The sequence below is a fragment of the Streptomyces sp. Pv4-95 genome (assembly GCF_045782725.1).
Classification (GTDB): Bacteria; Actinomycetota; Actinomycetes; order Streptomycetales; family Streptomycetaceae; genus Streptomyces.
Window position 1 is genome coordinate 6,885,849 of sequence record NZ_CP127172.1, and the last position, 19,881, is coordinate 6,905,729.

Annotated in this window: 18 protein-coding genes and 1 riboswitch; of the genes, 14 read left to right on the top strand and 4 right to left on the bottom strand. The window is 72.1% G+C overall.

Features of this window, described 5'->3' with window-relative positions:
- Positions 1–291: 291 nt before the first annotated feature.
- Together QOM21_RS30215 and QOM21_RS30220 are read left to right on the top strand one after the other, a co-directional pair.
- Positions 292–1,764 carry an amino acid permease gene (locus QOM21_RS30215; RefSeq protein ID WP_407554176.1) on the top strand — a complete coding sequence of 491 codons (1,473 nt, stop codon included), beginning with the start codon at positions 292–294 and terminating at the stop codon, positions 1,762–1,764.
- 10 nt (positions 1,765–1,774) lie between these two features.
- Positions 1,775–2,230: an Lrp/AsnC family transcriptional regulator gene (locus QOM21_RS30220; RefSeq protein WP_393894181.1), complete on the top strand. Its 456-nt coding sequence runs from the start codon at positions 1,775–1,777 to the stop codon at positions 2,228–2,230.
- Between the two features lies 1 nt (position 2,231).
- Here QOM21_RS30220 and QOM21_RS30225 read toward each other — a convergent pair whose 3' ends face one another.
- A complete protein-coding gene (locus QOM21_RS30225; protein WP_407554177.1) occupies positions 2,232–2,738 on the bottom strand; it encodes a nuclear transport factor 2 family protein in 507 nt (168 codons plus the stop codon).
- Between the two features lie 390 nt (positions 2,739–3,128).
- Between QOM21_RS30225 and QOM21_RS30230 the strand changes: the two genes are divergently transcribed.
- Both QOM21_RS30230 and QOM21_RS30235 read left to right on the top strand, forming a co-directional pair.
- Positions 3,129–3,938, top strand: a complete 810-nt coding sequence (locus QOM21_RS30230) for a carbon-nitrogen hydrolase family protein (protein WP_407554178.1) — start codon at positions 3,129–3,131, stop codon at positions 3,936–3,938.
- A gap of 153 nt (positions 3,939–4,091) precedes the next feature.
- Positions 4,092–5,786 (top strand): flavin monoamine oxidase family protein, encoded by a 1,695-nt coding sequence (locus tag QOM21_RS30235; RefSeq protein WP_407554179.1) that lies wholly within the window; start codon positions 4,092–4,094, stop codon positions 5,784–5,786.
- A 155-nt stretch (positions 5,787–5,941) separates the two neighbouring features.
- Here the strand turns inward: QOM21_RS30235 and QOM21_RS30240 are convergent, their stop codons facing one another.
- On the bottom strand, positions 5,942–6,574 hold the full coding sequence (locus QOM21_RS30240) for a DUF5995 family protein (RefSeq protein ID WP_407555913.1): 633 nt from the start codon (positions 6,572–6,574) through the stop codon (positions 5,942–5,944).
- A gap of 306 nt (positions 6,575–6,880) precedes the next feature.
- Here QOM21_RS30240 and QOM21_RS30245 point away from each other — a divergent pair, with 306 nt between their 5' ends.
- The 6 genes from QOM21_RS30245 to QOM21_RS30270 all read left to right on the top strand — a co-directional run bounded on the left by QOM21_RS30245 (position 6,881) and on the right by QOM21_RS30270 (position 13,339).
- Positions 6,881–7,333: a phospholipase gene (locus QOM21_RS30245; protein WP_407554180.1), complete on the top strand. Its 453-nt coding sequence runs from the start codon at positions 6,881–6,883 to the stop codon at positions 7,331–7,333.
- 308 nt (positions 7,334–7,641) lie between these two features.
- On the top strand, positions 7,642–9,027 hold the full coding sequence (locus QOM21_RS30250) for a uracil-xanthine permease family protein (RefSeq protein WP_407554181.1): 1,386 nt from the start codon (positions 7,642–7,644) through the stop codon (positions 9,025–9,027).
- A gap of 635 nt (positions 9,028–9,662) precedes the next feature.
- Positions 9,663–10,538 (top strand): ABC transporter permease, encoded by an 876-nt coding sequence (locus tag QOM21_RS30255; protein ID WP_407554182.1) that lies wholly within the window; start codon positions 9,663–9,665, stop codon positions 10,536–10,538.
- Between the two features lie 133 nt (positions 10,539–10,671).
- A complete protein-coding gene (locus QOM21_RS30260; protein WP_407555914.1) occupies positions 10,672–11,688 on the top strand; it encodes an ABC transporter substrate-binding protein in 1,017 nt (338 codons plus the stop codon).
- A complete protein-coding gene (locus tag QOM21_RS30265) occupies positions 11,675–12,499 on the top strand; it encodes an ABC transporter ATP-binding protein (RefSeq protein WP_407554183.1) in 825 nt (274 codons plus the stop codon). Before QOM21_RS30260 ends, QOM21_RS30265 begins: the two co-directional genes overlap by 14 nt.
- A gap of 345 nt (positions 12,500–12,844) precedes the next feature.
- Complete coding sequence (locus QOM21_RS30270; protein ID WP_407554184.1) at positions 12,845–13,339, top strand: acyl-CoA thioesterase; 495 nt, start codon at positions 12,845–12,847, stop codon at positions 13,337–13,339.
- A gap of 87 nt (positions 13,340–13,426) precedes the next feature.
- Here the strand turns inward: QOM21_RS30270 and QOM21_RS30275 are convergent, their stop codons facing one another.
- Entirely contained in the window at positions 13,427–14,668 is a 1,242-nt protein-coding gene (locus tag QOM21_RS30275; RefSeq protein ID WP_407554185.1) for an MFS transporter, read from the bottom strand.
- A gap of 69 nt (positions 14,669–14,737) precedes the next feature.
- Between QOM21_RS30275 and QOM21_RS30280 the strand changes: the two genes are divergently transcribed.
- Positions 14,738–15,967, top strand: coding sequence for an ROK family transcriptional regulator (locus tag QOM21_RS30280; protein ID WP_407554186.1), 1,230 nt, complete (start codon positions 14,738–14,740; stop codon positions 15,965–15,967).
- Positions 15,968–16,154: 187 nt separating this feature from the next.
- On the opposite strand, the gene QOM21_RS30285 is transcribed toward QOM21_RS30280, so the two are convergent.
- Positions 16,155–16,934 (bottom strand): SDR family oxidoreductase, encoded by a 780-nt coding sequence (locus QOM21_RS30285; protein ID WP_407554187.1) that lies wholly within the window; start codon positions 16,932–16,934, stop codon positions 16,155–16,157.
- Between the two features lie 178 nt (positions 16,935–17,112).
- A riboswitch (FMN riboswitch) is annotated at positions 17,113–17,243 on the top strand.
- A 188-nt stretch (positions 17,244–17,431) separates the two neighbouring features.
- On the opposite strand from QOM21_RS30285, the gene ribD reads away from it, so the two are divergent.
- From ribD to QOM21_RS30300, 3 genes are read left to right on the top strand one after another with little or no spacing between them, the layout of a single operon-like run.
- Positions 17,432–18,526, top strand: a complete 1,095-nt coding sequence (gene ribD, locus QOM21_RS30290; protein WP_407555916.1) for a bifunctional diaminohydroxyphosphoribosylaminopyrimidine deaminase/5-amino-6-(5-phosphoribosylamino)uracil reductase RibD — start codon at positions 17,432–17,434, stop codon at positions 18,524–18,526.
- Position 18,527: 1 nt separating this feature from the next.
- Positions 18,528–19,154 carry a riboflavin synthase gene (locus tag QOM21_RS30295; protein ID WP_407554188.1) on the top strand — a complete coding sequence of 209 codons (627 nt, stop codon included), beginning with the start codon at positions 18,528–18,530 and terminating at the stop codon, positions 19,152–19,154.
- The gene (locus QOM21_RS30300) at positions 19,151–19,804 is read left to right on the top strand and encodes a nicotinamide riboside transporter PnuC (protein ID WP_407554189.1); all 654 of its coding nucleotides are present in this window, start codon (positions 19,151–19,153) and stop codon (positions 19,802–19,804) included. The genes QOM21_RS30295 and QOM21_RS30300 overlap by 4 nt, the downstream gene beginning before the upstream one ends.
- Positions 19,805–19,881: the final 77 nt, after the last annotated feature.

The window sequence follows — 19,881 nt, forward strand, 5'->3', positions numbered from 1 at the left end:
GGTGCCGTGCCCGCTCTCCGACGGCGGCCGGGAGTTCGTATGCTCGGTGGACGCCCGGCTGGGCGCAATGAACCACCGTCGCCCGCGCCGGTGCGCAACGATCGGCCGCGGTTGCGCAAGGAACCTGCATTACGGCAGGTCAGGGGCGGCCCGTAAGGTCAAGCGCTGTACGTGGAGTGGCGGTGACCGCCTGCTCGGCGGTCTCCTGCAGCGGGCTGTTCTGCCCTGCCCGCGCATGCACCCGCCGTCGGTCGCCGTCATCTGACCGGCAGCGATGAAGGAGCCACCCCAGTGTTGGAGCACGGCGCAGCCCCACCCGGAGGGGACCGCAGTCCGCGGCCGCCCTCCGCCGGAGGTCTCGGTACCCGGCTGATGCGACGCAAGCCGGTCGAGCGGCTGGTCGCCGAAGGGGGCCAGGGTGAGGGCGGAACGCTCCGCCGTTCGATGGGCATGTGGCAGCTGACCATGATCAGCATCGGTGCCACGCTCGGCACCGGCATCTTCGTCGTCCTCGGCGAGGCGGTTCCGGACGCCGGGCCCGCCGTCGTCATCTCGTTCGTCATCGCCGGCATCACCGCCCTGTTCTCCGCCCTGTCCTACGCGGAGCTGGCCGGCAGCATCCCGGTCTCGGGGTCGTCGTACTCCTACGCCTACGCCACTCTCGGTGAGCTGGTCGCCTGGATCTGCGGCTGGTGTCTGATCCTGGAGTACGGCGTCTCGGTCGCGGCGGTCGCCGTCGGCTGGGGCCAGTACCTCAACGAACTGCTCGACGGGACCCTGGGATTCACCATTCCCGACGCGCTCTCCGCCCCTCCGGGCGACGGCGGCATCTTCAATCTGCCGGCCCTGCTCGTCGTGGTGCTCGCGATGGTCTTCCTGCTGGGCGGTGCCAAGGAGAGCGCCCGCGCCAACACCATCATGGTGGCCGTCAAGATCCTCGCGCTGCTGCTGTTCTGCGGCGTCGCGGTGCAGGGCGTGAAGTCCGGCAACTACGCCGACTTCATGCCGATGGGCATGGCGGGCGTCAGCGCCGCCGGCGCCACCCTCTTCTTCTCCTACATCGGCTTCGACGCGGCCTCCACGGCCGGCGAGGAGGCCAAGAACCCGCAGCGCGATCTGCCGCGCGCGATCATGCTTTCGCTGGTGATCGTCACCGCCCTGTACTGCCTGGTCGCGGCCATCGCCGTGGGCGCGCTGCCCTGGAAGCAGTTCGAGGGCTCGGAGGCGGCGCTCGCCGGGATCATGAAGGAGGTCACCGGGCAGAACATCTGGGCGGTGCTGCTGGCCGTGGGCGCGGTCGTCGCCATCGCCAGCGTCGTGCTGACCGTGCTGTACGGCCAGACCCGCATCCTCTTCGCGATGTCCCGGGACGGCCTGGTGCCGAAGGTGTTCTCCAAGGTGCACCCCAAGAGCGGCGCGCCGCGGGCCAACACCGTGATCGTCTCGCTCTTCTGCGGTGTGCTCGCCGCGGCGGTGCCGTTGGGCCAGCTGGCCGACGCCACCAGCATCGGCACCCTCTTCGCCTTCGGCCTGGTCAACGTCGCGGTGATCGTGCTGCGCCGCACCCGGCCGGACATGCCGCGATCCTTCCGTACGCCGCTCTCCCCGCTGTTCCCGGTGATCGGCTTCCTGCTGTGCGTCTACATGATGGGCAGCCTGGACGTCGTGACCTGGGTGGTCTTCGGCGTCTGGATGGCCGTGGGCCTTGTGGTCTACTTCGGATACGGCATGCGCCGGTCCCGATTGGCCACGGCAGAGAAGTGATCCACCCGCAGTGCGACTGAACGATCTCGACGAACGCATCGTCCACGCCCTCGCCGAGGACGCCCGGCGCAGCTACGCCGACATCGGCCAAGAGGTCGGCCTGTCCGCGCCGGCCGTCAAGCGCCGGGTGGACCGGCTGCGGGCGGACGGGGCCATCACCGGCTTCACGGTGCGGGTCGACCCGGCCGCGCTCGGCTGGGAGACCGAGGGCTTCATCGAGCTCTACTGCAGCCGCAACACCTCCCCGGAGGCGATCCACCGCGGCCTGTCGCGCTACCCGGAAGTGGCGTCCGCCTCCACCGTCACCGGTGAGGCGGACGCCATCGTCCAGGTCTTCGCCGCCGACATGCGGCACTTCGAGCGGGTCCTGGAGCGGATCGCGGGGGAGCCGTTCGTGGAGCGGACGAAGTCCGTGCTGGTGCTCTCGCCGCTGCTGCGGCGGTTCGGGTCCGGGGCACCGCGCTAGGTCACTCCGTCCCTGGGGAGACCAGGGCGCCCGGCCCCGCGGCCATGTCCTGCGGTAGGCGGGGCGGAGTGCCCCGGGTCCATACGATGCGCAGCGACGTGGCATGGATCCGCCAGCCCTCCGTGGTTCTCAGCAGTTCGGTGTCGGCGAGACCGGCGGAGACGAAGAGGCTCTCGGAGCCGTCCGCCAGGATGTGCGTGCTCAGCTGGGCACCGCGCGAGGTGGCGCGGTCGCCGTCGATCTCGATGGCGGCGTTGGTGCCCAGGTGCACGGTCCGGTCGAAGAGAGTCATCGCACGGCTGACGTGTGCCAGCAGCTCGTCGCGGCCGTGGACGGTGCCGATGGGCAGGACGGCCGTGACGTCCTCGGTGTGGAAGGCGCGGGCCCACTCCTCGTCGAGGACTCCTTCGTCGAAGGACCGGGTGTAACGGGCCATCAGGTCGTCGATCTCGGCGCGGTCGGTGAGGTACTGGAGCTGGTGCCGCATCGCTGCGGTGGAAGTGTCCATGACGGTGATCCTGTTACCTCAAGCGGACTTCAGGTCAAGCCTTCGCCAGGCGCCGGGCCGGGTGCCGTGCCGATCACCGGGCCTGCCGTCAGCGGCTCGTCGGCTCGGAGATGAGGTCGTGAGCCCCGAGCCGTGAGCCGCACCCCCCCCTGCGAGCCCCCAGCCGTGAACCCGATCCGTGAGCCCCGAGCCGGGGCGCCCTCCCGCCCCCGCGTCGCGCCCGCCACCCCCTCCCGACCTGCGATAACGCCCCGCGCAACAAATCGCCGCCGAGGCGCTTCAACGCGCAACGAATGCTCCATCGGCGCGCAACGGTGGCGCCTTGTCCCGGGTCACCGGAGGCCCGTACCGTCAATGCGTCCCGCCCGAACCGTCCCGCCGAGGGGTCCCATGTCGTCGCTCCGTACCGCCCTGCTCCAGAGTTCGGGACGGCCCGGCGATGTCGCGTACAACCTGCGCGTGCTGCGCGACGCGGCGCGCGAGGCGGCGGCCGCGGGCGCCGGCCTGCTGGCCTGTCCCGAGCTGTTCCTCACCGGCTACGCCATCGGCGACGGCATCCAGCGCCTCGCCGAGCCCGCCGACGGCGCCGGCGCCCGCGCCGTCGGCGAGATCGCCGCCGAGCACGGCATCGCGGTGCTCTACGGCTACCCGGAGCGTCCCGTCCCGGAAGAGGGAGCGCCGGTCTACAACTCCGCGCAGCTCATCGGCCCGGACGGCGCCCGGCTCGCGAACTACCGCAAGACGCACCTCTTCGGCTGCTTCGAGCGCGAGTGGTTCACCCCCGGTGAGCAGCCCGTGGTCCAGGCCGAGCTGGACGGCGTACGGGTCGGCGTCATGATCTGCTACGACGTGGAGTTCCCGGAGAACGTCCGGGCGCACGCGCTGGCCGGCACCGATCTGCTCCTGGTGCCCACCGCCCAGATGCACCCCTTCCAGTTCGTCGCCGAGTCCGTCATCCCGGTGCGCGCCTTCGAGAACCAGATGTACGTCGCGTACGTCAACCGGGTCGGTGCGGAGGGCGAGTTCGAGTTCGTGGGGCTGAGCTGCCTGGCGGGTCCCGACGGGATCGTGCGCACCCGCGCCGGCCGCACCGAACAGCTGGTGCACGCCGATGTCGACGCCGCCTTCCTGAAGGAATCGCGGGAGAACAACCCGTATCTCCACGACCGGCGCCCGGAGCTGTACGGCCCGCTGACGTGATCCGACCCGCCGCACCCGCCCTGGAGTGAACCGGCCGCCCCACCGGCCCTGCCCCCCTGATTCGCCGCGCCCGCCCCCGGCGCGCCCGCCCGCCCCGGCGCAGTCCGCGGACTGCTGCCCGCCGACCGCCCGTTCGCAAGGAGTCCGTACCCGATGACGTCCACGGTGCCCACCGCCGCCACCCCCCACGCGGATGCCCAGCCGCCGATCACCATGTTCGGCCCGGACTTCCCGTACGCCTACGACGACTTCCTCGCCCACCCGGCGGGCCTCGGCCAGGTCCCCGCGATCGAGCACGGCAAGGAGGTCGCGGTCATCGGCGGCGGTCTCTCCGGCATCATCACCGCCTACGAGCTGATGAAGATGGGCCTCAAGCCCGTCGTCTACGAGGCGGACCGGATAGGCGGCCGGCTGCGCACCGTCGGCTTCGACGGCTGCGACCCGTCCCTGACGGCCGAGATGGGCGCGATGCGGTTCCCGCCGTCGTCCACCGCGCTGCAGCACTACATCGACCTGGTGGGGCTGGAGACCAAGCCGTTCCCCAACCCGCTGGCGCCGGAGACCCCCTCCACGGTCGTCGACCTCAAGGGCGAGTCCCACTACGCCACCTCCGTCGACGACCTGCCGCAGGTCTACCGCGACGTCATGCACGCCTGGAACGCCTGCCTGGAGGAGGGCGCGGACTTCTCCGACATGAACCAGGCGCTGCGCGAGCGCGACGTCCCGCGCATCCGCGAGATCTGGTCCCGGCTGGTGGAGAAGCTCGACAACCAGACCTTCTACGGCTACCTCTGCGAGTCGACCGCCTTCAAGTCCTTCCGGCACCGGGAGATCTTCGGCCAGGTCGGCTTCGGCACCGGCGGCTGGGACACCGACTTCCCCAACTCCATCCTGGAGATCCTGCGGGTCGTCTACACCGAGGCCGACGACCACCACCGGGGCATCGTCGGCGGCAGCCAGCAGCTGCCGCTGCGCCTGTGGGAGCGGGAGCCGGAGAAGATCGTGCACTGGGCGCAGGGCACGTCGCTGTCCTCGCTGCACGACGGCGCGCCGCGCCCCGCGGTGACCCGGCTGAACCGGACCGCGGGCAACCGCATCACCGTGACGGACGCCGACGGGGACATCCGCACCTACGAGGCGGCCGTCTTCACCGCGCAGTCCTGGATGCTGCTGTCGAAGATCGCCTGCGATGACGCGCTCTTCCCCATCGACCACTGGACGGCGATGGAGCGCACCCACTACATGGAGTCCTCCAAGCTGTTCGTGCCCGTCGACCGGCCGTTCTGGCTGGACACGGACGAGGAGACCGGCCGGGACGTGATGAGCATGACGCTCACCGACCGGATGACCCGCGGTACGTACCTCCTCGACGACGGTCCGGACCGGCCCGCCCTCATCTGCCTCTCCTACACGTGGTGCGACGACAGCCTGAAGTGGCTGCCGCTGGACGCCAACGAGCGGATGGAGGTCATGCTCAAGTCGCTGTCGGAGATCTACCCGAAGGTCGACATCCGCTCGCACATCATCGGTAATCCGGTCACCGTGTCCTGGGAGAACGAGCCCTACTTCATGGGCGCGTTCAAGGCCAACCTGCCGGGCCACTACCGCTACCAGCGGCGGCTCTTCACGCACTTCATGCAGGACCGGCTGCCCGAGGACAAGCGGGGGATCTTCCTCGCCGGCGACGACATCTCCTGGACGGCCGGCTGGGCCGAGGGCGCCGTGCAGACCGCGCTCAACGCGGTGTGGGGCGTGATGCACCACTTCGGCGGCGGCACCGACGGCACCAACCCGGGCCCCGGCGACGTCTACGACGAGATCGCGCCGGTGGAACTCCCGGAGGACTGACCGGACTCCGGTACGGATGAGCAGGCGGCGGACCGAGCGACGGTCCGCCGCCTCTGCCGTTCGTACGGGCTCGTCCGGGGGCGGTCCCGGACCGGCGGTGCGCCGACGGCGCGGTGGGTACGGCGCGCCGGGTGCAGCCGTCGCCTCGGCCGGGGTCAGTTCAGCGGGGTCAGCAGACACCGGCCGACCAGGCCGACACTCGCGTCCAGCCGCTCGGTGAACTCCTCGGCGACCTCCGGCAGCCGGCGGGCGCCCCACAGCATCCGGGCCGAGGCCCACGCCCCGTCCCTGGCCATCTCCAGGCTCCAGGAACCCGCGAGATGGGTGAGCGGATCGGCGATGTCCAGCACGTCCGGGCCGGGCATCAGGCTCTCCCTGATCCGTTCCTCCAGGCCCGTCAACACGGCCCCGATGCGGTCGAAGTCCCCTTCCAGGAAGGCAGGTTCGCAGTCCAGCGTCCGGCAGGTGTCGACCACCGCGAGCGCCAGGTCGTGGCCGATGTGCGCGTTGATGCCGGCCAGCGCGAACTGGAGGGGACGCACCCCGGGATGGCGGCGCAGCTGGAAGAGCGGCCGCCAGCAGGCCGGCGGTCGCAACCCGGCGATATCGGCGTCCACGGCGCCGAAGTACCGCCGCGCGAACCGGACGTCCAGCTCGCCCGCGGCCACCGGATCCTGGAATTCGCCCTGGTCGATGCGCCGCGCCACCTCTTCGGTGACACCCAGGTAGATCCGGTTGAAGACGGCGAGTCCGTCCTGCTCGGGCAGCGCCGCGTCCAGGGCCCGCATCCGCGCGAGCACGTGCCCCACGCCCGCGGTCGTCGCCGGCGCCGCGCCGGCGCGCACCGGGGTCGTGGCCTGCCGGCCGGTTCCACCGCGCTGCTGAGTCGTCGTCATCCGCTCAGCGTGACACCCGGCGGGCGAATTACGGGGGGAGCCGTGTGGCGATGACCGGAACGGGGTAATAACGGCGCACCTCTTGTGACTTTCGCACGAGACGCCGCTACGAGCGGCAACGGCCTTTGAAAAGCGCATCAATTCGGCATTCCTGGATCCGCCGCGGGCAACGCGGTGCCGCATTCCGGAGGTTGACGCATGGCCAGAAGACTCGCCGCCGCCCTCTCCGTTCCCCTTCTGAGCGCCACCGCCGTGCTGGTGGCGGCCGCCCCGGCGCAGGCCGCGCCCGCCGACAAGCCTCAGGTGCTGTCGGGCTGGACGCAGACGAGCACGAGCAGCTACACCAAGTGGGTGGCGGCCCGCGGAAACCAGGCCGCGTGGGCCGCGTACCGCTTCGACTGGACCACCGACTACTGCTCCAAGTCGCCCGACAATCCGTTCGGCTTCCCCTTCCAGATCTCCTGCGCGCGGCATGACTTCGGCTACCGCAACTACAAGGACGCCGGGACCTTCGACGCCAATAAACCGCGTCTGGACAGTGCTCTGTACGAGGATTTGAAGCGGGTCTGCGCGCGCTATTCAGGCGCGAAGAAAGCCTCCTGCAACGGGCTGGCCTGGACGTATTACCAGGCGGTCAAGAAGCTGGGCTGACGACGCCGGGCGCGCCGGCCGGAGAGCATCACGACCGTCCCCCTCCGCACGCCCCTGCCGCGCAGCCGGGCGGCAGGGGCGGTGTCGATCATGAGCCCGCGGCCCGCGGCCCGCGGCCGGTGGCCGGTGCTCAGTGATCCGGGTGCCGGCGATCTCGGACGCATATGGGAACCTTCGTACGGGCGGACTGCGGTCCGCCCGTCGTGGCGCAGTCATGTGAGTGGCTTCGGTTTGCCCGGGTGGAGGCGTTCGACTATTACTCACTCGGCTCTGTGACGTGCAGGGCGTCGCAGAGATGGAGCGTGATCATGGCGAGCTTCGGGTGGAAGCTGCACGGGGACGGCAAGCACCTGAAGCCGGGCGAGGTGGTCAGACCGGGCGAGCGCCTCACCTGGGGCCGGACGATCGGGCTCGGCGCTCAGCACGTCGTCTCGATGATCGGCGCGTGCTTCGTGGCCCCGGTGCTCATGGGCCTGGATCCCAACCTCGCCCTGATGGCCTCCGGTGTGGCGACCGTGCTCTTCCTGGTGATGACGCGCGGGCGGGTCCCCAGCTACCTGGGCTCCTCGCTCTCCTTCGTCGGGGTGTCCGCGGTGATCGCCGGGCAAGGGGGAGACGCCGGCACCTTGACCGGCGCGATGCTCGTGGTGGGTGCCTGCCTGGTCGGCTGCGGTATCGCCATCCAGGTCCTCGGGCCCCGGGTCATCCACGCCGTGCTCCCGCCCGCGGTGACCGGCGCGGTCGTCATGCTCATCGGCTTCAACCTGGCGCCGGTGACGGCCCACACGTACTGGCCGCAGGACCAGTGGACGGCCCTCGCCACCATGTTCTTCACCGGCCTCGCTCTCGTCGTCCTGCGGGGTTTCTGGTCGCGTATCGCGATCTTCCTGGGCCTGGCCTTCGGTTACGTGCTGTCCTGGGTGCTCGACCGGACCGCGGGGCAGATCCACTCGGTCGACGGCTCGGGCAAGCTCACGGACCACTGGCGTATCGACTTCTCCGGAGTCGCGAAGGCCGACTGGATCGGCACGCCTGCCTTCCACGCTCCGAACTTCTCGGCCTCCGCGGTGCTGGTCGCCCTGCCCGTCCTGGTCGCGCTGGTCGCGGAGAACGCCGGACACGTCAAGGCGGTGGGGGAGATGACCGGTGACTCCCTGGACGACACGATGGGAACGGCCGTCCTCGCCGACGGCGCGGCCACGGTGCTCTCCACCGCGGTCGGCGGCCCGGCCACCACGACGTACGCCGAGAACATCGGCGTGATGGCCGCGACCCGCGTCTACTCCACCGCGGCCTACTGGGCGGCCGCCGGCTTCGCGCTGCTCTTCGGCCTGTGCCCGAAGTTCGGAGCGGTCGTCGCCGCCATCCCGGGCGGTGTGCTGGGCGGCATCACCGTCATCCTGTACGGCATGATCGGCCTGCTCGGCGCGCAGATCTGGGTGCGGAACAAGGTGGACTTCACCGTGCCGCTGAACCTCATCCCGGCCGCGGCGGGCATCATCGTCGCCATCGGCGGGGTCTCGCTGGAGTTCACGGACACGTTCGAGTTGAACGGCATCGCGCTCGGCACGCTCATCGTGCTCACGGGCTACCACGGTCTGCGCTGGCTGGCGCGCGCGGCCGGCGGGAGCCAGGGACCGCTCCTGGACGGCGGAACCGCCGGCTACGACGATGCGGCGGGGAAGTCCGACTGAGTCCGGCCCGGAACGGGACAGTCGTGGTGCGGCGAGACGGGCAGGCATCCGCCGGCACGTGACCTGTGCGACATCCCCCACCCCCAAGACCATCCCCGTGTCAGTCCGACCGGCACGGGGATTTCATCTTTTCTGCGTGCGGTCGCGCGTGCCTGAGGGGACATTTCGCGCACGCACGTAGGTGCGGGAGCGTGCATGTGCCGTACCGTGCCCGGCAGTTGAAGGTCCGTTGGAGGGGAGCGGCGCAGGGCCGGAGGTCGGCAGGCCCTCCCGGACCCGACGGCACGCGGACGCGTCGCGCCTGTTCCAGACAATGGACAGCGGGTTGGTGAAGCGCCGCGGCTGTTGTAGAAATGGGCCTCATGACCCACGAGCCCCTGGTACGACGCCTGGTCATCGACCTGTGCCGTCGCCCGGCTGCGTGTTGTCGCTGACCTCGCGTCCTTGAGGTGCCCCGCCGTCCGCGGCGCCACCAACCGGTGAGGCTTCCCGCGCCCCGTCGCGGCGTGCACTCCCCGCTCTCGCTGCTCTCTCCCAGCTCCCGCCGTTCTCGGCCGTGGTCTGCCCACCTGGGCTGATCACGCCTGCCGAGCACGCCGGCTCCCCATGTCCCGGCGCCCTACGGAGGCGACCCCTTGTCCACCGCATCAACCGTGTCGGAAGCCGTCCCCGGCACCGCACCCGACGAGCCGCCGGTTCGGCGTCCCCCACGCGCACGCGGCAGCCGGACCTCGGTCCGGCGGCTCCTGCTGCCGTTCGGCTCACTTCTGCTGTTCCTCGTGCTCTGGCAACTGCTCGCGGCGAGCGGGACATGGAGCGAGACCCTGGTGCCGCCGCCGGCCAAGGTGTGGGACGCGTTCATCGACGTCTCCACCACACACGACGGGATGCGCGGCTACAACGGCACCTACCTCGTCGAGCACCTGGACATCAGCCTGCGGCGGATCGCGCTCGGGGCCGGCCTCGGCATCGTCCTCGGGGTGCTCTTCGGCCTGGTCATGGGCACCGTCGGCTGGGTGCGCTCGCTGTTCGAGCCCTGGATCACCTTCCTGCGGACCCTGCCGCCGCTGGCGTACTTCTCGCTCCTCATCGTCTGGCTGGGCATCAACGAGGAGCCGAAGGTCACGCTGCTGGCCGTGGCCGCTTTCCCACCGGTCGCGGTGTCCGTCACCACGGCCGTCACGGCCGTGCCGCAGAGCCTGCTGGAAGCGGCCCGCGCCCTCGGCGGGTCGCGGTGGGACGTCATCAGGGACGTCGTCGTCCCGTCGGCGCTGCCGGAGACGTTCACCGGCATCCGGCTGGCCGTGGGAGTGGCCTACTCCTCCCTGGTGGCCGCCGAGTTGGTCAACGGGCTGCCCGGCATCGGCGGCATGGTCAAGGACGCCGCCAACTACAACAACACGCCGGTGGTGCTCGTCGGCATCATCGCCATCGGTGTCTCCGGCCTCGTCATCGACGGCCTCCTGCTGCGGCTGGAACGCGCTGTCGTGCCCTGGCGGGGCCGCGCCTAGGCCCCTGAACCGCCACCGCCCACGCCGCCACACCTCTCCCGTACAACCCCTCGCACAGAAATGACCACACATGACTCGTTCGGTGACCAGAGTTTCGTCCGGCCCCACAGCGCACCGGCCGACTCGCCGCGCGGTGCTCGCCGGCGCCCTCGCGGCGGCGGCCTCCGCGGCCGTCGCCGCCTGCTCGGCAGGTGGCGGTGAGTCGTCGGGCGGCGCGAAGCAGCTGCGTATCGGCTACTTCGCCTTCCCCAGCGGCGACCTGCTCGTGAAGAACCGGAAGCTCCTGGAGAAGGCGCTGCCGGAGTACACGATCACCTGGACCAAGTTCGACTCCGGTGCCGGCGTCAACCAGGCGTTCCTCGGCAAGTCGCTCGACATCGCCGCCCTCGGCTCCAGCCCCTTCGCCCGCGGACTGGCCGGCTCCTCGCCGATCCCGTACAAGGTCGCGTTCGTGCTCGATGTGGCGGGTGAGAACGAGGCCCTCGTCGTCCGCAAGGGAATCGGCGTCTCCGATGTCGCCGGCCTCAAGGGCAGGACCGTCGCGACCCCGTTCGCCTCCACCTCGCACTACAGCCTCCTGACCGCGTTGGAGAAGGCCGGCTTGAAGGCGTCCGACGTCAAGCTCGTCGACCTGCAGCCGCAGGCGATCCTGGCGGCGTGGCAGCGCAAGGACATAGACGCCGCCTACGCCTGGCTGCCGACCCTGGACGAGCTGCGGGAGTCGGGCGACCAGTTGACCAGCAGCAAGGAGATCGGTGCCGCCGGGAAGCCGACCCTGGACCTGGCCGTGGTGTCGGACGAGCTGATCGCCAGGGATCCCGGCGCGATCGACACCTGGCGCAAGGTGGAGGCGCAGGCGCTTCGCACACTCAAGTCCGACCCCGAGGGCTCGGCCAGGACCATCGCGGCCGAACTCGGGATCAGCGTCAAGGACGCCACGGCGCAGCTCTCCCAAGGGGTGTTCCTCACGCCCGAGCAGGTCGCCTCCGCGGAATGGCTCGGCAGCGCCGGCAAGCCGGGCGAACTGGCCTCCTACCTCACCGATACCGGCCGGTTCCTCGCCGGCCAGAAGCAGATCGGCGCCGCGCCGTCCGACGCGCGCGTCCGCAAGGCGCTGTACCTCAAGGGGCTGCCCGATGTCCTCAAGTAAGAGCCCCGGTCAGGCGGTTCCTACGGGGGTCGACACCCCCCGACCCGGTTCCGTCCGGCTCGACCGGGTCACCCACCGGTACGGCCGGGGCAGCGCGGAGGTCACCGCGGTGGGGCCGATCGACCTGGACGTCTCCCCGGGCGAGTTCCTGGTGCTCGTGGGCGCCTCCGGCTGTGGCAAGAGCACCTTGCTGCGGCTGATCGCCGGATTCGAGCAGCCCGCCCACGGCTCGGTGCGGGTGTCCGGCGCCGAGCCGCGGCCGGGTGAGGCGGCGGGCGTGGTGTTCCAGCAGCCCCGGCTGTTCCCGTGGCGCACCGTGCAGGGCAACGTCGATCTGGCCCTGCGCTATGCGGGGGTCGAGCGCGACCTGCGGCAGCAGCGCCGTGCGGAGCTGCTGCGGCGGGTCGGCCTGGAGGACGCGGGGAAGCGGCGTACGTGGGAGATCTCCGGCGGACAGCAGCAGCGCGTCGCCATCGCCCGCGCGCTCGCCGCGGAGAACCCGCTGTTCCTGCTGGACGAGCCGTTCGCGGCGCTGGACGCCCTGACCCGCGAACGGCTCCAGGAGGACGTGCGCCGGGTGACCACGCAGACCGGGCGGACCACGGTCTTCGTGACCCACTCGGCCGAGGAGGCGGTGTTCCTGGCTTCCCGCATCGTGGTGCTGACCAGGCGCCCCGGGACGGTCGCCCTCGACCTGCCGATCACCCTGCCGCGTGGTGAGGTCGACGCCGAGGAGCTGCGGAACTCCGGTGAGTTCGCCGAGCTGCGGGCGCGGGTATCCCATGCGGTCAAGGAGGCCGCCGCCGCATGACGGCGGTCAGGAGGGGCAGTTGGACGTCCCGCGAGGAGGGTGTTTGTCCGCTCCTTGCTGCCGGGCGGGGGCCCTTCGCGGCCGGGGCTCGCCCGCGAGGGAGGCCGCACCCCCAGGGCAGCGACGCCCCGCCGTTTCACTCGCTGACCGAATCCGGCTGTTCCGCCGCCGGGCGCGGGCCCCCGGCTCCGGCGGCGCGCGGCGGCGGCAACCGCCCCTCCGGCATGTCGTAGGTCACCCCGCCCACCGGCCAAAGCATCCTAAGCGTCCGCTTACGATGGCACCGTCCCCGCGTTCCCCGTACCGGCAGCAGCAACTGCACCAAGCACTTCAGGAGCACCACCCGTGAGCGTCGAATCCCTGCAGGCCGCCCACCCCGTCCCGTATGGGCAACTGGTCCCCGTCACCGTTCACTTCGACGACCTCGACGCGCTCGGCATGCTCCACAACTCCCGCTACCCGCTGATGGTCGAGCGCGCCTGGGCCCAGTACTGGCACGCTCAGGGCTTCGGCTTCGACGGCGACTGGGCGGCCGCGGGTGACATGTGCAACGTCATCAAGGAGATGCACGTCTCGTACGAGCGACCGGTCACCCGGCCCGGCCGGTACGCCGCGCACCTGTGGGTCGAGCGCCTCGGCCGCACCGGCATGACGTACGGATTCCGGCTCTGCTCGGCCGACGGCGGCGAGACCTACGCCCACGGCCACCGGGTGCTGGTCCGCGTCGACCCGCAGGCCCTGCGCCCGACGCCGTGGTCCGACCGCGCGCGTGCGGTCGCCGCGGACCTGGTGCGTCCGGAGGCCGACGCGGCGGCGATGACCGAGGCCGACGCGGCCTGAGGCGCCGACGCCCGGCACGCCGCCGACGGCAACGTACGGCCGGGCCGCAGCCGGTCGCGTGCGGTGGTGGCCGCCGGGCGGCGCCGGTCAGGGCTGCTTCGCGTCGCTCGCCGGCGCCGCCAGATGCCGGCGCGTCTCGCGGCCCGGCACCCGCAGCACCCCCGCGCCCACGACCAGCCCGAAGGCGAGCAGGGTGACCAGCGCGAACGACGCGGTCAACGAGGTCGCCTGGGCGATCCCGCCGATCGCCGAGGGCGCGATCAGCCCGGAGGCGTAGGTGATCGTGGCCACGCCCGCGATGGCCTGGCTGGGCGCCGGCCCGCTGCGGCCCGCGGCCGCGAAGGCGAGCGGGACGACGACCGCGATGCCGAGGCCCACCAGGGCGAAACCGCCCATCGCCATCGCCGGATGCCGCGCCGCCACGATCAGCAGTCCGCCGGCCGTCGCGAGCACCCCGCCGACCCGGACGGTGCGTACCGCCCCGAAGCGGGCCACCACCCTGTCGCCGGCGAGCCGGGCGGCCGCCATGGTGCAGGCGAAGGCCGTGGTCGACGCCGCCGCCAGGCCCGCGTCGGTGCCCAGCGCGTCGCGCAGATAGACCGCCGACCAGTCCAGGCTCGCGCCCTCCGCGAAGACCGCGCAGAACCCGACCGCCCCGATGATGAGCGCCGACCGCGGGGGCAGCGCGAAGCGCGGTGGCGGATGTTCCTCGGGGGTGCTGCGCAGATCCAGCACCCCCTGGCAGGCGAGGGCGCCCAGGGTGGTCAACACCAGGGCGGCGCCGCCCAGATGGAGCCGGGCGTCGGTGCCGGCATGCGCGGCGACCGTGCCCGCCGCGGAGCCGAGGAGCGCTCCGACGCTCCACATGCCGTGCAGCCCCGACATGATGGGCCGGTCGAGCCGGTTCTCGGTCTCCACCCCCAGTGCGTTCATCGCGACGTCCGACATGCCCGCGGTGGCGCCGTAGAGCAGCAGGACCGGGCAGAGCACGTACAGGCCGGGGGAGAGGGCGGGCAGGATCAGCGCGAGGGTCCAGAGGGCGAGCAGACCGCGCAGCGCGGTGCGGGCGCCGAAGCGATGGCTGATCCGCCCGGCCAGCGGCATCGCCAGCGAGGCGCCGATCGCGGGGAAGGCGAGGGCCAGTCCGAGCTGCCCGGGGCTGATGCCGGTGTGCTCCTGGATCCAGGGGATGCGGGTGGCGAAGTTGCCGGTCACCGCGCCATGGATGCAGAACACCGCGGCGACGGACCAGCGCGCGCGGCGCAGCTCCGCCGGGGAGAAGAGGGAGGGCTGCGGGGAAGGGCTGGCGGAGCTCTCGGTACCGACCATGGGCGCTAAATTATCAGGAACCCTGCCTGTTAATACGACGAACGCCGCAGGGGATGCAAGGATCCCGCCATGCACGCACCCCGCGCGGCGACCGCAGGCCGCACCGCCTCACCGAGCACCGCACGCCTGATCAACGACCGGATCGCGCTGCAACTCCTGCAGTCCGAAGGGCCTTTGACGGCGCATCAGCTCAAGACGATGACCGGCCTGTCCCGCCCGACGGTCGCCGACCTCGTCGACCGGCTCCAGGAGGCCGGCCTGGTCAGCGTCGTCGGCGAGAGCGGCGCGCGGCGGCGCGGACCCAACGCCCGCCTCTACGGCATCGTCGCCGACCGCGCCCACCTCGTCGGCCTGGATCTGCGCACCCACAGCGCCACCGTCGCGGTCGCCGATCTGCTCGGCCGGGTGCGGGTCGAACGCACCGTGCCGATCGGCCCGGACGACGCCCCCGACGAGGCCGTCGAGAGGTCGCTCGCCGCCGTGCGCACGGCGCTGGAGACGGCCCGCGCGGGCACCCCGCACACCGTCGCCGTCGGCGCTCCCGGCCTGGTCGACCCCGCCACCGGACGGTTCGGGGACACCGGCTGGATCCCCTCGTGGCATGCCGCCCTGGTCGCCGCGCTCCGCGAGCGGACGGCCGTACCGGTGCTGCTGGAGAACGAGGTCAACCTCGCCGCCATCGCGGAACAGCGGGACGGGGCCGCGCGGGACCGCGACACGTTCGTGCTGCTCTGGCTCGGGCACGGCACCGGCGCCGCGGTCGTGCTGGAAGGAAAGCTGCGGCGCGGCGCCTCCGGCGGCACCGGCGAGATCGGCTTCCTGCCGGTCCCCGGCACGGCGGCCCTGCCGTCCGCCGACGGCTGCGACGGCGGCTTCCACTCCCTGGCCGGCTCCGCCGCGATCTGCGCGCTGGCGGCGGAACACGGCTTCCTGGACGCGGCCGGCACCGTGCCGGGGAGGCCCGGCGCCGACGATGCCCCGCCCGCCGAACACCTCGTGCGGGCCGCCGCTGAGGGCGACGCGGGCGCCGCGTTCCTCGACGCGCTGGCCGCACGGATCGCCCTCGGGGTGGCGGCCGTGTGTGCCGTACTCGACCCCGGTTGCGTAGTCCTCGGCGGCGAGATCGGCTGTGGCGGCGGCGATGTGCTCGCCGGTCGCGTCGCCGGGCACCTGGCCCGGATGTCCCCGCTGCGCACCGACGTGCGCGCGGGGACGGTCGGTGGGCGGGCGGTGCTGCGCGGCGCGGTGCTCGCCGCACGGGACGCCGCCCAGGCCGAGTTGTTCGCGCCCGCGGGCTGAACCCGCCTACGGGTCGCGGCCCGCGGCCCGTCGAGTCGCGCCCACCTCCACGGACCGGCGCGAGGCGCACCCGAGGGGGAGAACTACGGCTAGAACAGGGCAAGTTGGGGTGCGGGCGGGACCGTAGGTCGCCCCGGAACCCTTCGCCGGACGGAGGGTCGTCAGGCGAAGGGCGCAGGGCGGACCCTCACCGTGCCGGCCCGGCCCCCGACCGCTCGGCAAGGAACTCCGCGTACGTACGCCGACCGTCGGCCTGCTCCGGCGTGAGGTTCTCGCCCCGGCGCACCGCAGCGAACGTCGAACCCGGCAGCCACAGCGGCACCAGAAGCCGGCGCCGTCCACCCGCCTCCAAGGTGGCCTGTGCGAGCTCCTTGAAGTCCAGCACCTCCGGCCCGCCCATGTCGGGAACCCGCCCGGCCGGCTGGCCGGCCGCCAGCTCCGCCAGCCGGTCCGCGACCTCCCGCACGTCGACGGGCTGCAGCCGCACCCCCGCGAGGACCGGCAGCACGGGGGAGCGGGCGCCGGACTTCACCAGCCCGAGCACCAGATTGTGGAACTGCGTCGCGCGCAGCACCGTCCAGCCCAGACCGGAGTCCTCGATGGTCCGCTCCACCGCGAGCTTGGCCCGGTAGTAGCCCAGCGGGATGCGGTCCACGCCGACGATGGAGATATAGACCAGATGGGGGACCCCGGCCGCCTTCGCCGCGGCCACGAGCCGCCCCGCCGCCTCGGTGTCGCCGCCGGCCGGGGCGGTTGCGCAGTGCACGATCGCGTCCACGCCCGCCACCGCGTCGTCCAGCCCGGTACCGTCCCGCAGGTCGACCGCGAACGCCCGCAGCCGGGGCCGCTCCGTGAAGGTGTGCGGCCGCCGGCTCAGCGACCGGACGTCGTGGCCGTCGTCGAGCAGTCGGTCGACCAGGGCCCGTCCGAGCGTGCCCGTGCCGCCGGTCACCAGAATTGTCGCCATCGCGCATCCGTCCTCGAGAAGGGGGGGCGGGGCGAGTGTTTCCCCCGACTGCGACGAAACACGCCCACTTGCTGTGACACCCGGCCCCCACGTGGTCCTGTGAGGCACCCCACAAAGCTTCGCCCGCATGGGCGAGGGCCCGACGTGGCAGACTGAAGCCGTACTGACATGAAAGCAGCAGCGCACTCCGGGGTCGGTGTAATTCCGAACCGGCGGTAACAGTCCGCGACCCGTCCGCAGCCAGTGGCCGGTTGAGCAGGTGAAATTCCTGCACCGACGGTGAAAGTCCGGATGGGAGGCAGTGCGCGGCGGGCGAGTTTCGGTACACCGCCGTCGGCGGCGCGTCCGGTTTTCTCTTCCGGACGGCCCGCACTTCCGGCTCGCGGTGTTCCCGTGGCTTCTGTTTCCGCTTCTGTCGTTCCAGACAGCCCCGGAGTCCATGCCCTGAGAGGCAGGAGGACCCGGTGGCCACCCCAGCCCCCGTCGAGACCGCGGCGATGCGCCGGGCCATCGAGCTCGCCGCCCGCGGACTCGGGCACACCAGCCCCAACCCCGTGGTCGGCTGCGTCGTGCTGGACTCCGAAGGGCGTACGGCGGGCGAGGGCTGGCACCAGCGCGCCGGTGGGCCGCATGCCGAGATCCACGCGCTGCGCGCGGCCGGCGACCGCGCAAGGGGCGGCACCGCGGTGGTGACCCTGGAGCCCTGCAACCACACCGGCCGCACCGGCCCCTGCGCCCAGGCGCTTGTCGAAGCCGGTGTCGCCCGCGTCGTCTACGCCGTCCCTGACCCCTACCCGGCCGCCACCGGCGGCGCCGCCACCGTGGCCCGGGCCGGGATCGACGTCGAGGGCGGGCTGCTCGCCGACGAGGCCGCCGCAGGCAACGAGGCATGGCTGACGTCGGTGCTGCGCGGCCGCCCCTTCGTGCTGTGGAAGTACGCCGCCACCCTGGACGGCAGGATCGCCGCCGCCGACGGCACCAGCCGCTGGATCTCCTCGCCCGCCGCCCGCGCCGACGTGCACCGACTGCGGGCCGCCGCGGACGCCGTCATCGTCGGCTCCGGCACCGCCCGCGCCGACGACCCGCAGCTCGGCGCGCGGATCAGCGGGCTGTCCGACGACGAGATCAGCCAGCCGCTGCGGGTCGTCGTCGACTCCGGAGCCACCGCGGTCAAGGCCGGCGCCCGCGTCCTGGACGGCACGGCGCCCACCCTCGTCGCGGTGGCCGAGGACGCCGACGCCGCGCACCTCGAAGGACTCGCCCCGCTGCTCCGGCTGCCACGCGCCGCCGACGGGCGCGGCCTGCACATCCCCGCCCTGCTCCAGGCCCTGTACGAGCGCGACGTGCGCTCCGTGCTGCTGGAGGGCGGCCCCACCCTCGCCGGTGCCTTCCTCGCGGCCCGGGCCGTCGACAAGGTCGTCGGCTATCTCGCGCCGGTCCTGCTCGGCGCGGGCCCGGCGACCCTCGGCGACGCCGGAATCGGCACCATCGCCGACGCGTTGCGGCTCGATGTGACCGACACCGAGCGGCTCGGCCCCGACCTGCGCATCACCGCCACCCCCATCCGCCACGCCCTGCACGAGGAGAACTGAAGTGTTCACCGGAATCGTCGAAGAACTGGGCGAGGTCGTCGCCGTCGAGAAGCTCGCCGACGCCTCCCGCTTCCGACTGCGTGGCCCGGTCGTCACCGAGGACGCCGGGCACGGCGACTCGATCGCCGTCAACGGCGTCTGTCTGACGGTCGTGGACACCGCCGACGGCGAGTTCACCGCGGATGTGATGGCCGAGACCCTGAACCGCTCCAGCCTCGGCGCGCTGGCCACCGGCTCGCGGGTCAACCTGGAGCGCCCCATGGCGCTGGGCGGCCGGCTCGGCGGGCACCTCGTCCAGGGCCACGTCGACGGCACCGGCACCATCACCGAGCGCGTGCCCGGCGAGAACTGGGAGATCGTCAAGGTCTCGCTGCCCGCCGCGCTCACCCGCTACGTCGTCGAGAAGGGCTCCATCACCGTCGACGGCGTCAGCCTCACGGTCGTCGAGGCCGCGCAGGACTACTTCACCATCAGCCTCATCCCCACCACCCTCGCGCTGACCACCCTGGGCATCAAGAAGGTCGGCGACCCCGTCAACCTGGAGGTCGATGTGCTCGCCAAGTACGTCGAGCGGCTGCTCGGCAACGGCGCCACGGTCACCGAACCGGTCGAAGGGGCCGCTTCATGAGCGCCCTGACCTGGCTGAACGGCGAGGCGTTCACCGCCTTCGGGCAGCACGTCATCTGGTCCGACATGGTCGGCAACACCATCGGCCTGGCCGCGCTGGCCCTCGGCTGGCGGCGGTCGCTGTGGACCTGGCCCGCCCAGTTCCTCTCCGGCGTCATCCTCGTCGCCGCCTACGCCTCCGCCCACCTCAGCGGCGGCGTCGGCAAGCAGCTCCTGGTCATCGGCGTGGCCGCGTGGGGCTGGCGGCAGTGGCAGCGCGGCCGCCGGCAGGCACAGGACGGCTCCATCGCCGTCCGCTTCGCCACCTGGCGCGAGCGCGGCCTGCTGCTGGGCGGCACGGCCCTGGGCACCGTCGCCGTCGGCAGCCTGTTCACCCTGCTCCCGCAGCTGTCCTGGAACCCCTGGCCGGACGCCTACATCTTCGTCGGCACGCTCGCCGCGATGGTCGCCCAGGCACGCGGACTGGTCGAGTTCTGGTTCGCCTGGCTGCTCGTCGACCTCGTCGGGGTACCGCTCGCCTTCAGCAGCGGGCTGGCCTTCTCCGGCTTCGTCTACGTCGTCTATCTCGTCCTTGTCCTGTGGGGCATGCGCGACTGGTGGCTGCGCTCGCGTGCGAGCGGCCGCCCCGTCCTGGAAGGAGCACTCCCGTGAGCGACGTACGCGTGGCCGCAGCGCCGCAGGCAGTACAGACATCCGCACTTCAGCGCCGCACCGGCGGGGAAGCGAAC